A 13,469-nucleotide genomic window follows, 5' to 3' on the forward strand; every position below is an offset into this window, starting at 1 on the left:
AGGGTAGTTTCCTTACGCCGCCTCCATGGCCGGTGTCGCGACCTGCTTGATCAGATCCTCCACCAGGGAGTCCACCTTGATCTGCTGGGCCTCGCCTTCGAAGTTCAGGATCACCCGGTGGCGCAGGGCCACCAGGGCCACGCGCTGGACATCCTCCGTACTCACCGCCGTGCCACCCCGCACCGCACACCACACGCGCGCTCCACGAATGAGGGCCTGCAAACCACGGGGGCTCGCCCCGTAGGAGACATAGCGCCCCACCACGGGCAGCACCCCAGGCTGATCTGGATGTGTGCCCAGCACCAGCTTGGAGGCATAGGCCGCCACCGGATCCGCCACAGGTAGCTGGGTCATCACATACTGCAGGCGCATGAGCTCGGTCCCGCTGAGCACGGATTCCAGCTTGGGTTCCTCGAACCCGGTGGTGCGGCGGCTGATCTCCACCAGCGACTCCAGTGTGGGGAAGGGCACCTTGATCTTGAACATGAAGCGGTCCAGCTGCGCCTCGGGCAGCGGGTAGGTCCCCTCCATCTCCATCGGGTTCTGCGTGGCCAGCACGAAGAATGGCTCCGGCAGCACATGGCGCTCCCCGCCGGTGGTCACCGCACGCTCCTGCATCACTTCCAGCAGGGCCGCCTGCGTCTTGGGCGTGGCGCGGTTGATCTCATCCACCAACAGCAGGTTCTTGAAGACCGGCCCTTTTTCAAAGTGCAGCACCCGACGACCGTGAGAGTCTTCATTCACAATGTGCGTGCCAAGGATGTCTGCCGGCATGAGGTCCGGCGTACACTGCACCCGTCCCGGCTCCAGACCGACCACCTGGGAGAGCACACGGACCAGGAAGGTCTTGCCCAAACCGGGAACCCCCTCCAGCAACACGTGACCGCCGGAAAAGATGGCCAGGAGCGTATCCGTCAGCAGATCGTCATAGCCCACGATGGCCTTCTGGATCTCCGTCTTCAGCTTGTTAAAAATGGTCCGGAAACCTTCCAACTCCTCCTCAAGGGGACGCTGCGGCAGCGTGCGGATGTCGATGACATTGGCAGGTGCCTCAGCTCTCTCGATCGGCACATCGTCCGACACGATGCCGGACTCGCCAGCACCGGTAGTCAGTCCATCGGGCTTGCCGCCTTTCTTTGGAGGGCGTTTCTTGGAACTCTGGTTCTGGCTGCTGGCGGATGAAAGGTCGTCACTCATGTTTCTTCAGGATGGAAAGGGAGGTGGGAAGATGGCGATAGCGGGGCGGGGCGGTTTCAGTTGCCCTTCTCAAACCGCTTTCTCAGTTCTGTAAAATAACGTCGCACCTGCTCGCGGCGGGCCGGGGGCAGGGCCTGGTCATCCAGGGCGTTTTCCTCTGCAGCGATGGACTCCAGCGTGGTGGCCTCAGCCTTGCGACCGGCAGCCTCACTGCGGGCCTGGCCTTCCACCGCACGTACGGAGGAGGCACCGTCAGCATTGCGCTGCGCATCCACCGTGGCTTGCACGCCCGCCTTGGCCTGGGCGGTGGGGGTGTTCCCGATGGCGGAAGTACCGTTGCCCGCCTGTAGTCCGCCGGGATTGGCCCCTGGCATGGAGCCCAGCATGGCTGCGGCACCGGGTGCCTGGCCAGGCGTCATGCCTGGGATGGGGGCGATCAGCATCGGCTTGTTGCCATTGTTGCCTCCAGGCGGCTGGTTGCTGCCGGGCACGATGGCCATGGGCTGCCCCGTACCGGGAACGGGGCTCATCTGCCCCATTTGCTGCTGCCCCTGATTGGGGTTGCCCTGCTGATTGCTCCCCGGGGGCGACATGGAAAGGCCGGGAATCTGCATGGGCTGCATCTGCGGCGCATTCTGCATGGTCATCATCTGCTGCTGGCCCTGCTGTCCTTGTTGACCCTGCTGCCCCTGGGCTCCCTGATTCTGTTGCGCCTGCGATCCCGCGAGCTGTTTCATCCCCTGCCCGCTCTGGCCGGCGATGTCACTGCCGGACTGGCGGAGCTGTTGGGCCAGCTTTTCCAGCTGCTCACGTGATTTCTCGCGTGCGGCCAGGGTTTTCATTTTGTCTGCCAGCGACTGGAATTCATCCCCAGCCTCCTTGGGAAGCGCCTGGGAGAGGTTGCGATCCGCCCCCAGCACATGCTGCCCCACCGTGCGGGTCTTGTCCTCCGCCTCGGCGGCCTTGCCGATCTCCTTGAGCGTTTCCGCGAACCGCTCCTTGGTCTCCAGCGTCAGCTTTTGGTCGCGCAGCTTGTCCGCCAGATCCTGGGCCTTGTCCCCGGTCTTTTCCGCTGATTTGTTGGCCACGGCATCGCCCAGTTCGGCCGTGTCCGCATGCTTGCGCATCTCCGCCACCATCTGGGCGGAGGCCCAGGCGTCCTCGCCAGCCTTGAGCTTGTCTGCCAGCTGCTCAGCCTCACGGGCGCGTTTTTCCAGCTCAGAGAGCACATCACGGGCGGTCTTGGCCTCATTCTGCTGCAACGCCTTCGCAGTTTCCTGAACCTTCTGCTGCAGGGCTTCAGCATCCTTCTTCTCCTGCTCCGTCAGAGACTGCATCTTGTCCACGTCCAGCTTCTTCTCGGCAAGTTCGCGCCCCTGTTCCACGGCCAGGCGACGGCCTTCCGCGGTCAGCTCAGGGTCAGGCAGACCGATCACCGCCCCGGAGGGAAGAAACATCATGGCCAGCGCCGCCACGGGCAGGAGTGGCAGCCAGCGAACGTCTGGCAGCGGGATGTCACGCCCCAGCTTCCCCAACGCCTCCGGCAGCTGGCGGCGGTTGCGCTCCACATGCAGGCGCTGCCCCTCTGTGAGTTGCGGTTGCCCCTCGAACCACCAGCCATTCGCAAACGCATCACTGCGGGAGGCTTGTCGGTCCCAATAGGAGAAGGCGGCATAGGGCGCGGGCCGCTTGTACCACGCCCAGCCGAAGCAGCCCAGCACCCAGAGCCCCAGAGCGATGAAGCCCACGGTGGCCCCCGCCCAACCCTGGCCAAGGAGACGAATCACCATCAACAGGACAAGGAGTCCGGCCGCATATTTCCAAGTCTGGAGCAGGTGCAGCAGACCTTTCCGGAGGACCAGCCGCCCTTGCAGCGAACTGGCGGCATTGGCGAAAGTGAGCGAGGAAGCTGGGGGTGTTTCAGTCATGCAAAAAACACTGGCTTTGAAGAGTCTATACGGCTGGCGAGCGGTTGTCTTGTCTTTCTGAGAGCATGGCGGCGGCCAGTCAGTGCTAATTGTGGGAAATCCTCTACCAACCTCACTCAAGATCGCCCAAGATGCCCTCGATCCGGCGTTTTACCTCCGGGTCCTCACTCTGCTTGAAGGCCTCCTGCAGAGAGGTGCGGGCCATCTCGCCAAAAGTAGCCAGCTCCCCGCTGGCCTTTTCCCGCACCTTCCAGTCGTCATGGCCCAGCTCTCGAATCAGCTGACCCATCCGGGCCAGCGTGCTGTCGGCGATCTTCGGCACCGGGTTGACCACGCGGACCACCTCCTTCACCGGGAGTTGCCAGGAGGTACCGCCGACCTGGAAACCCAGCACCATCTCGCGCAGCTGGCCCATGACCGTACCGCCCCCCCACAGGTCCATCTGGAACCACGCCGAGTCATCCGTGCCACTGGCGGGCACGTCCTCGGAGACGTTGCGCATCTCTTTGATGCTGGCGGGATCCAGCGGCACCACGCCGCCGGAGGTCACGATGTGCCAGATGGGGTCTGCTGGAGCCGCCACTAGACGCTGCTCTCCAGCCAAATCGACGAAGCTCGTGGCAGGCTCGCCATCGTCCGATTCAAGGCTCTCCTCAGACACCTGCGGCCCCTTTGCCGCCACCACCAGCGAGCGCACCTGTACCCCAGGCAGGGTCTGCGCGCCAAACTGGGCGGTGGCGAAGCTGAACTCCCCCTGACTGCCCATCCAGACCCGCAGGCGGGAGCCGTCCTTAAAGGTCACACTCGGGGCAGCGCCCTCCTCCGCATTCGAGGTGAGCGCGGCCACATCATTGAGCGCCACCTTCCGAACCCCCCAGGTAGTGGCGAGCGTCATCTCCGGCGGCTTGGAGTCCAGAAGAGCCCAGCGTTCGCCGTTCCAGGTCTCCATCAGCGCCGCCACGCCTTTGGGCCATTCTGCGGCTCCCGTGGCGGCGGTGGTCCCCATGACCAGGCGATCCACGTCCGCAATCTTCAGAGACATCTGGAGGCCGCTGCTCAGGGAGAACTTCAGTTCCTCCGTCTCCAGCTCTCCCCGCAGCACCTGACCATCATTCAAATAGAGGCGGCTTTCCCTGCCTTCGAATCGTCCCCCAGTGAGCGCCACTACCTGCGCCCACGGCACCACCACCTTCCCCAGGCGATGATGGAGCGTGAGCTGCCCGCAGGTAGCCCGCCCCCTCAGTCGCGTGCCCTCCCCCATGCCCAGCACATCCACCGGCTCCCGCTTGATGCCCAGAATCTCCTCCGGGAACCACGAGGCCAAATCCGACGCACCGGTGCCAGCGGACCTCACGTTGACCAGCGTCGCACCGCTGCCCTTGGGCAGATCGCGTAGAAAACGCACCAGGGCAAAGGGGCGGAAGAGCTTCTCCAACTCCGGGGCGTCCGGGCGCAGGGAGAGCTTGGCCTGGGTGATCGTGTGCAGGATCGAGGCCGACTTCCCAGCCGGTACCGTGATGCTGTAGAAAAACGACATCTGGTACTGGTTCTGCGAAGCAATGCGTGGTTTCACCGAACTCCGCGGCGCACAGGCAGTGAAGAGATAGCCCCGGTAGTTGGTGGAACCAGGGACGATGGCGATGCCGCTCTCCCCTTTTTCAAAAGCGCCGTTATTGGCCCGGGCCGCATCGGTGAGAATGCTCTTCACCTGTCCGCTGAAGTTGTGCCGGATCTCCACATTGGTCGCGATGTCGCGGCCGGAGGTGTTGGTGAACATCTCCATGAAGCGCATGCCGCCCTCCTTCTCCAGCATGCGGACATAGCGGGTGACCTGCAGCCCCTGCATGGGCTGCTGGCCCATCAGCACCATCTCCTTCCCGTCTGAGGTGCCCATGGGCTGGTTGCAGTAGAACTGCTCTGATCCCACCATCAGCATCATGGCCCCACTCAGGATGGAGTTGCCCCCGCCCTGGCGGGAGATCATGCCGTTCTGCTCCACGTACCAGTCATTGCCCAGCTTGTCCGTACGGGGCTGCGGGTTCACTGGTACGAGCCCGCTGAGCTGGGCGTTCGCCGACCCGAGCGTCCAGCAGAACACCAGTCCTGCGGCAGCCGCGCCTTTCATCCACTGCGTCATGTGCATGCTATGGGGGTAATGTCTAAGTTGTGAGCGGGTGACCTGTGGAGAGATGGCAGTTGCGGCAGGATCGCATGGGGTGTCAGGCTCTAGGACTTGGCCTTTCGGACGATCTCGGTGATCAGCCCCACCGGCAGGGATACCGTCTGCTTGTCGAGCTTCCAGGTGAGGTTTTCGTTCAATATTTCCCCGCGCACCTTGGTGCCGTTGCCCAGCTCCAGGGCCGCTTCACCGCCCGCACCGAAGTCCCAGAACACTCTGGCCACGGCATCAGGTTTCAGGGTCAGCACGCCCGTGCTGGTCCGCACGCGAAGCGTCTCATCCTCCTGAAGAATGCCCACCAGCAGGGATCCGTCGCGCATCCAGCAATATTGATTGAGAGCATCTCCCGTCGTGGGCTTGGCGCTTTCCTTCGGTTCCGGTCCACCAGCCATCTCCTTCAAGGCGGCCTCCACCGCGCCCCAGCGCACCACTTGGGGCAGCGCAATATCTGACGGGCCGTCACCCACCACCTCGCGTCGGATCGCCCCACTTCCCAACACGCCCTGAATGCGGCTGCCATCCGTCAGGGTGGCAACCATGCAATACGGAGGATCGGGACGTCGCCCCAGCGTCCACAGTTCTTCGCTGCGGACCTTGATTCTCCCGAATGATGCGACCAAGTCCACAGCCACCGGGTCACCCTTGGCAAGCCATCGCAAGGACCCGTCCATATATTGAACAAACTCAGCGGCCGTCTCTGGCACGCGACCGTCCTCTGTTGAGACTGGCCACGTGAGCAATTCCATCGCATCGGCATCCAGCGCGAGTTCCCCCAGATCCCCTTTCAGCGCCCCTTTGATCAAACGGACTCGACCCGTCAGCACGGTGCCATCCCGCAGATACAGCCGGTGATCCCGCCCCCGCCCGGCTCCGCCGCGGATTGCGGCGATGTTGGCACTCAGCACCTCTTTCTCCCCTGAAGCCAAGGTCAGCACCACCTTCTCCACCGAGATGTCGCCAGGGATCTGCTCGTCCTTGCTCATCCAGAGGAGTCCCTTGTCCGTGCGTTTGATGTCCAGCTTGCCCGTCAGCGCATCCAGCGCCAGCAGACGGCCCGCACGCGGAAAGCTGGGCACGCCGCCCTCTGTGGTGGTGGCCCCCAGGGAAGAGGGCTTGAAGTTCACCACCAGCGCCGCCACGTCAGGAGGGACCCCAGGCTCAACCAGTTTGCCGTCTTTAATAAAGAGATCGAAGGTCTTCTCCAGCTTCACCTTGGGGTCCAGTCCGGCCGTGCCCACCCAGTGGAGAAAGGCCACCTTCCCATTGGCAGGCACCGCCCCCTCATAGCGGAGACGCAGCGTGGATCCTGTATCCTGCAGGACCGCGCGCCAGGGAGCATCTGGCTGTCCCCAGATAAAAAGCGGCACCGCGGGAGTCCCTTGCTTCTCAGCCATGACGATGGCAGACCAGGTGCCGTCTGGCAGACCATTGCCCAGATCCCGCATCTCCCCACCCTGGCTCAGTGTGCCGCTGAACCTCACCCCGCCCTGACTGCCGACTGGCGTGGAGTAGTCGAGCTGGAGGTTGTTCTCCTGGCCCTCCGTGTTGGAGATGGTGTCGATGACGAGCAGCGCATTGCGCTTGTCATCCCGGCGCACCAGACGGTCCACTTTAAAAGGACGCACCTCGAACCCCATCTGGGACTGGCGACCAACCGTCGCCCCTTCGATTTCGGTGTTGCCACCCGCTTGGGCAGTCTTCTCCACCGCATCCATGGCCGTGCGGTAGGGCGTGGACTGGCCGTTGATGCCCATCTGAAAGAAGCGCCCCACGGAGAGTGTCTTGGACTTCCAAACAGTCCCGCCCTCCAGATTCCAGTCCTGCTCGCTCTGCGCGAGGGCCAGCGGGCTCACCACGAGAGCCCACACCCACAGTCCACTGGCCGGAAACGGAATACGCATGCGCCATTGCATGACGCAAACACTAGTGGGTGCCTTGGATCATGAAAACCCAAAAGTGCGTTTTTGCACATTCACACAGAGAATCCACGCCGCCAGACCGGCTCATCTGGCGGCAGCCCCCTTGGCCGCCTCGACGGAGAGCGCCTCAGAGCTGGCGGCATCAATATAGACATCCACCTGCTGCCCCACATACACGGGCACTGACTCGGGGCGCTTCATGCTGTAGATCACCTGTAGCACCCGGGTGTCCACACGCTCGGTGCTGGAACCCGTGAGCGACACCTTCGGGATGACAAACGGCTCCACACGCAGGAAGTCGAGCTGAATGGCGGTCTTGGTATCGCCCTTGATGAAGGCGGTCGCTTTTTGCCCCTCGCGAATGCGGGACGCATTTTGCTCATCCACATCGGCGCGCACCTGGAGCTTCTCCAGATCCCCCAGTACCATCACAGGAGAATCCTTCACGTTGGTAGCGAACTCACCCGCGCGGATGTTCACCTGCAGCACCACCCCATCCCGTGGGGCCTGCACATGGAGGCGATCAATCATGACCTGGGTCTGCTTCACCTCCGCGAGCGCCGCGGTGAGCTCCGCCTCACTCGCCAGGAGCTGGGCCTTGGCGATCGCCACCTCATTCTCCCGGGCTCGAATCTCATCCACGCTGAGCGCCCGCGAGTCCGGCACGGACTTCACTCGATCCAGCTGATCCTGGGCCTTGGCAAGTGTGGCCTTTTGCACCCCCACCCTGGCACGGGCCACCTCCACGGAGGCATCCTGCCGCACCTTTTGTGCCTGCAGGTCACGGTCGTCGATTTTGAAAAGCAAGGCACCTGCTTTCACCGACTGATTCACCTTCACGGGCACCTCCGTGACCAGCCCCGCCACCGGTACGCCAATGGCGACGTTTTCGCTGAGGGCCTCCAGAATGCCTGTCGCAGCCACCGTGCTGGCATAAGGCTTCTGCGGCGGGGCGACGGGGGGGGGCGCGATCTGGCGGGACTCGCCTGCCTGGATCCGCATGACCACCATGCTGATGCCCAGAAACCCCGCGCCAGCCCCGGCAAAGGTGGCGTACTTGACCAGGTTGCTAAAGATCCGGTTCATGGAAATAAAGAAAAAGAGGGTGACACAATGTTCAGTGATGCAGCTCCGGCGGACGGCTCTTGTCCACATCATGCACCTCCACGATCTGGCCATCATCCATCTGGGCGATGCGGTCAGCGTGGGAGAAGATGCGGTTGTCATGGGTGACAATGATGACGGCGCGGCCGGGAGCCTTGGCCACCTTGTCAAAGAGCTCCATCACCATGGTGCCGTTCTTCGCATCCAGTGATGCGGTGGGTTCATCGCAGATGATGAGACGCGGCTCGTGCACGAGGGCGCGCGCGATGGCCACGCGCTGCTGCTGCCCCCCTGAGAGCTGCGTGGGACGGTGGTGCCAGCGATCCCCCAGCCCCACTGCGGCCAGCAGTTCCTTGGCCCGCGCCTCGGCTTTGCGAGCGGGCGTCCCCTGGATGAGCAGCGGCACGCTCACATTCTCCGCACAATTGATGGTAGGGATGAGGTTGAACGACTGGAAAATAAACCCGATGTTCTGGGCGCGGAACTTCGTGACGTGGGCTGCCTTCATCTTGTCCAGACGCGTGCCGAAGACCTCCACCCCACCCTGATCAGCATGCAGCGTTCCCGCCATGATGCTCAGGAGGGTGGTCTTGCCACAGCCGGAGGGGCCGACCAGCATCATGATCTCCCCGGAGCGAGCGTCCAGATCGATGCCCTTCAGCACCGTCAGGCGCGAGTTGCCATCGCCAAAGCTCTTCACAATCCCGGAGAGCCGCACGGCGTGGTCCGGAAGGTGAACGGGATCAGGGTTCGAGGTCATGAGAGAGTGTCCACGAAGGCGGAAGGGCAACACATCAACCGCGGAAGACCATGGCAGGCTCGAACCGGCTCACCCGCCAGATGCCCAGCAACGCTGCCAGACTGCAGATGAAGAGGATCACGGCGAGCGCAAATACAGGAATGTGCCAGGACATGTAGAACGGAGGCTGCTCATTCTTGAGCGCCCCCATGGCAAACAGGGTGGTGCCCGCCAGCCCCAAGCCAAACCCGACAATACCAACCGTGAAAGCCTGGACGATGAGCATGAGACAGAGCTTGCCGTTGGAGGCACCCATGGCCTTCAAGGCCCCCAGGTGCTTGATGTTCTCCAGTACGAAGGCGTAGAACGTCTGGCAGGAAATGGCCACCCCTACGATGAAGCCCACGATCACCGTGGTGCCAAAGGAGATCGGGATGCCGGTGTTCTTCACATACCACCAGATGGTGGAGGTGCCGAAGTCATGCGGCGAAGAGTTGAACGACTTGTTCACGAAGGCCTTCAGCCCCGTGGTGCGGCGAATATCCTCCACCACCTGTTCTTCCGTGAACCCGGCCCGCGGGGCGGCGATCACGGCAGAGAGCATCTTGCGGGACGCAGGGGTGTATTGCAGGGCCCGCTCATAGGTGGTCCACACGTACGGACCGCCCGTGAAGCTGTTCATGGCCTCGCAGATGCCCACCACCCGGGCCTCCATGTCATTGATCTCAAACACGTCACCCACCTTGATGGCCTGACCCCGCACCTTCGCGAGCCGTTTCACCGCCAGGTCATCGATGATGACCGTGTTCGGCAGTCGCAGATCCTCCAGCCGTCCTTCGATCATCTTTACCGGTGCCCCAGCCAGCGTAGCGGGATCAATCCCGATCAACTGGATGATCTTGAAGCTGCCAGACTGCAATCGCACCCGCTGGATGCCGGAATACAGCGGCATGGCCCACTCCACGGAGTCCACGGAGCGCACGCGGGCCACATCGGTGTCACGCAGAGGGTTGGTTTCATTCACCTGCTCCACCTTCTCATCCACCACCCAGATCGGTGCCGGGACGTTGGTAAGCGTGGCGGTGGTCCACATCATGAGCCCACAGAATACGGAGCTCTGCTGGGCGATGAGGAAGGTCGCAAAGAACAACCCCAGGATCAGCATCAAGTACTTGGCGGTGTCGCCAAAGAGCATTTTCAGAGCGAGTCCCAGCATGGCAGTAGGCGGTGGGTGTGGAGAGGTTGTCGAAAGGGATCGCAGCTCCACTCGTCTAACCCGCCAGGGTCAGGAGCGCACGGCGGATGGTTTTGATCTCGTCCTCTGAAAACGGAGACAGAAGCTGCTTTTCCATCGCCTCCCCCACGACCTGAAGTTCCGCGAGGGCCTTCTTTCCCGCAGGTGTGATCTCCACGAGGTAAATGCGCCGGTCCTCCGGATGATCCCGGCGTCTCGCCAGCTTTTTCTCCTCAAGCGCATCCACAAGCTTCACCATGGAGGTACGGTCGATGCGCAACTTCCTGCCCAACTGTTGCTGGGACATGGAGCCGGACTCATCCAAAAGATGGAGCACTCCCCCGCAAGGGACGTCGAACCCCAGTCGTTTGCACTCGTCATTAAAAAGCGTCCACAGACGTTGATGCGCCTTCGCAATGAGGAATCCCATGTAGCGAGTCAGCGACTCCGGAAGCGGCTCGCGCTCGGCGTCCTCTGGAAATCTCGGCATGGAAAATGGAAAGTCGGCACCCATGATTGTCAGTATTACTGATGATTTCCTAGCTGTCAATTGAGAGACTGGGCGATCCTCAAACCCCATCCGCTGACCAACCACGCTGCTGCCTTATCCAGCATCCGCAGGCTCAGCAAGCACCGCCGAACCGCGCCAGCAGCCAACACCTTGACCACTGACGCACCGCCTACTGCCCACTGATTTCCCCTACTCTTCCAACAGCAGCGGCGGCTGGAACCAAATCTCCACCTCGCAGGTAGTACGCGCCGGATTGTCCAGCAGCAGCACCGTGTCCCAGATCAAGGGCGGCACCGGCACCACACTGGCAGGAGCGTCTTCCGCCCCCGTAGCCTTCCCACCCCAGTGGGCGGTCCGCTCATCCAGCTTGAATTCCACAAACCTCCAGCCTGTCCAGCTCACATTAGGGCCATCCGGCTGCCAGGTGCGTCCAGCGGCATCCTGAAGGCGGAGACGCAGGGCGGTCTTGCTCTTGTCCCCGTGCACCCACATGCCGAACCGGGTGACGCGATCAACCGGCCCCGCCTCAGCCATCCCTGACACGCGGTGGCGAGTGCCCTCGGCCCCGATGACTTGGGCGAACTTCCAGCCCGCACCGAACGCGCACTTGAGCCGCCAGGCGTCAGCGCTGCCCACTGGCGGGGCCACGGGAGCCGTCCCGCGGCTGAGTTCAGCCTTGCCCGACACCTTGTCGTCTCCCGTCACAAAGGTGCGCAACCCTTTCTCAAGCTCCGCAGGCTGGGCGACAAAATGACGTGCGGGGACGGTGAGCACGGTCTGACCATTCACCTCCAGCTCAGCCCCAAGGCGGTAGCTGGGTGAGGCAGATGCCTTTAGCGGAAACAAGACGGTGGTTGCCGCCTGATCTGGGGCCAAATTCAGCGATTGCGTGGCCTCCTGCACCTCCAGACCTTCCGTGCCGATGAGCTTCACCTTCCCCACCACTGGGTGCTCACCATAGGTGGTGACCTGCACCGCCGCCCTGTCCCCGGCACAGGGCAGCACGGTCAGCTTCATGGGCACCGCCTCCATCGCCTGGCGGAGCAGCGGATCTGTTTCCTGAAACTTCACGTAAATCGGGGCATCGGTGAGTTCCAGTTGGAGCTCGCCTCCACTTAGGGGTGGCAATACCTGCCCGAGATGCCCCACCCTGCTGATGGCTCCTGGCGATACCAGCACCTTCACGCTGGCTGGCACACCTCCCGCCGTCCAGGCCACGAGGCACTGCGCCCCGGCCCGCTCGAACAAGTAGCCGTGATGATCCAGATTCCCCAAGTTGATCCGCTTCACAAAGTGGAAGCCTTCCAGCTCTCGATTGAAGGTTTGCGCGGCGAGATACGCTGGCTTGGCGTTGTAGGCCGCCGCCCGCCCCGGGAAATGCTGGCGCTCCACTGTGCCAAAACGATGCTCCGCCTCCTTGGGATCCGGGCCATCGTCCTTCCAGTCATACCAGATCGATACCGGCACCGCGCTCGCGGCATTCACCACCCACTGGCGGGTGAGCATCTTCCCCTGCAAGCTCGCATCGAAGTTCGCCCAAGCCTCCGAGTAGCCCCACTCACCCGCGAGCACAGCCACCTTCTTCCCCGCCGGTGCGTGCTTGCCAATCAACTGGCGCAGCGCGTGATACTCGGCCGCAACTGATTCCGGGCCGCCCTGGCGATAAGGATGCACCGACACCGCCTGCCACCATTCCAGCAACCCGCCTTTGAAACAACCTTCCAGGAACTCGAGGTCGATCGTCGAACTCGCCGGCCCCACCACGCACTCGTCCGGAGCCGCCTCCTTGATGGCCTGACACGCCACCCGCGCCATCTTGACGTAGGCTTCCACATCCGGCTTGGGCTTCCAGAAGCCTTCGATGTTCGGCTCGTTCCAGATTTCCCAAATCACCCCTTTGCCCCGAAAGTGCTGCACCGCAGCCACGGCCCAACGCGCGTAGGCCGCCCTGCCTTCATCAGAGGTGATGGAGCGGAGCGGCTCGTAGTTCTTGTTGGAATAGTTTAAGATGAAGACCGCCCCCAACCCCTGCGCCTCCAGCGACTTCATGAGGTGATCATAGGCTGCAAAGTCGTACGCCCCCTCCTTGGGCTCCGTGGCCTCCCAAGTGAGATCCATCCGGATCCACTTGAATCCTGCTGCGCGAATCATCTCCAATTCCCCCTGCTGCGGATGGGTGAAGTGAATGTTCACCCCACTGGCATCCGTCACGATTCCCGAAGCCGGGATCTGGGCCATCAGCCCGTGGCCCAGTGCAAGACTGGCGGCGAGGATAGCGAATGAGACAAAGGAAGCAGAGAGAAAGCGGCGCGAACCTACGAACGACATGGCGCATGGTGGTACGCATGAGCCCTGTCCGCAAGCGAGGTTGGACGACGACCAAGCCCATTTCTACGCGCATCTTGAGCCAAGAAACCGGCCGAGGACGACCGAGCCACCACTCCGGTCCGCAGTCAGGGTTGGAGCACCGCGTTTACGCGGCTCAGAACGCACTGCCCTGGACGTCTCATGCAAGCAACACACTGCTTCGCCTACAACGTCCGCCAGCTTCGCTCACCAGCGGGACCGGAGATCCCGCCTCCTTTAGGTGCCCCAACTCCGCACACCTTGGGTAAAGGAGGCGGGGGTTCCAGCCCCGCACGAACGTCTCCTGATACG

At 62.7% G+C, this 13,469-nt stretch carries 9 protein-coding genes; all 9 read right to left on the reverse strand.

Annotation, left to right across the window (positions count from 1 at the left end):
• Window positions 1-12 precede the first annotated feature (12 nt).
• The 9 genes from VSP_RS18940 to VSP_RS39655 all read right to left on the reverse strand — a co-directional run bounded on the left by VSP_RS18940 (window position 13) and on the right by VSP_RS39655 (window position 13,139).
• Window positions 13-1,197, reverse strand: coding sequence for an AAA family ATPase (locus VSP_RS18940; RefSeq protein WP_009962673.1), 1,185 nt, complete (start codon window positions 1,195-1,197; stop codon window positions 13-15).
• A gap of 56 nt (window positions 1,198-1,253) precedes the next feature.
• Entirely contained in the window at window positions 1,254-3,125 is a 1,872-nt protein-coding gene (locus VSP_RS18945; protein ID WP_009962674.1) for a TrbL/VirB6 family protein, read from the reverse strand.
• Between the two features lie 112 nt (window positions 3,126-3,237).
• Window positions 3,238-5,268 (reverse strand): hypothetical protein, encoded by a 2,031-nt coding sequence (locus tag VSP_RS18950; protein ID WP_009962676.1) that lies wholly within the window; start codon window positions 5,266-5,268, stop codon window positions 3,238-3,240.
• Window positions 5,269-5,351: 83 nt separating this feature from the next.
• Entirely contained in the window at window positions 5,352-7,205 is a 1,854-nt protein-coding gene (locus tag VSP_RS18955) for a hypothetical protein (RefSeq protein ID WP_009962677.1), read from the reverse strand.
• A 102-nt stretch (window positions 7,206-7,307) separates the two neighbouring features.
• Window positions 7,308-8,309, reverse strand: a complete 1,002-nt coding sequence (locus VSP_RS36195; RefSeq protein ID WP_009962678.1) for an efflux RND transporter periplasmic adaptor subunit — start codon at window positions 8,307-8,309, stop codon at window positions 7,308-7,310.
• Window positions 8,310-8,340: 31 nt separating this feature from the next.
• A complete protein-coding gene (locus tag VSP_RS18965) occupies window positions 8,341-9,087 on the reverse strand; it encodes an ABC transporter ATP-binding protein (protein WP_009962679.1) in 747 nt (248 codons plus the stop codon).
• Window positions 9,088-9,121: 34 nt separating this feature from the next.
• A complete protein-coding gene (locus tag VSP_RS18970) occupies window positions 9,122-10,282 on the reverse strand; it encodes an ABC transporter permease (RefSeq protein ID WP_009962680.1) in 1,161 nt (386 codons plus the stop codon).
• A 55-nt stretch (window positions 10,283-10,337) separates the two neighbouring features.
• Window positions 10,338-10,790: a MarR family winged helix-turn-helix transcriptional regulator gene (locus tag VSP_RS39650; RefSeq protein ID WP_157210967.1), complete on the reverse strand. Its 453-nt coding sequence runs from the start codon at window positions 10,788-10,790 to the stop codon at window positions 10,338-10,340.
• 210 nt (window positions 10,791-11,000) lie between these two features.
• The gene (locus VSP_RS39655; RefSeq protein WP_081452606.1) at window positions 11,001-13,139 is read right to left on the reverse strand and encodes a cellulase family glycosylhydrolase; all 2,139 of its coding nucleotides are present in this window, start codon (window positions 13,137-13,139) and stop codon (window positions 11,001-11,003) included.
• Between the last annotated feature and the right edge of the window lie 330 nt (window positions 13,140-13,469).

Origin of the sequence: Verrucomicrobium spinosum DSM 4136 = JCM 18804 (assembly GCF_000172155.1) — a bacterium.
In the GTDB taxonomy this organism is placed as follows: Bacteria; Verrucomicrobiota; Verrucomicrobiia; order Verrucomicrobiales; family Verrucomicrobiaceae; genus Verrucomicrobium; species Verrucomicrobium spinosum.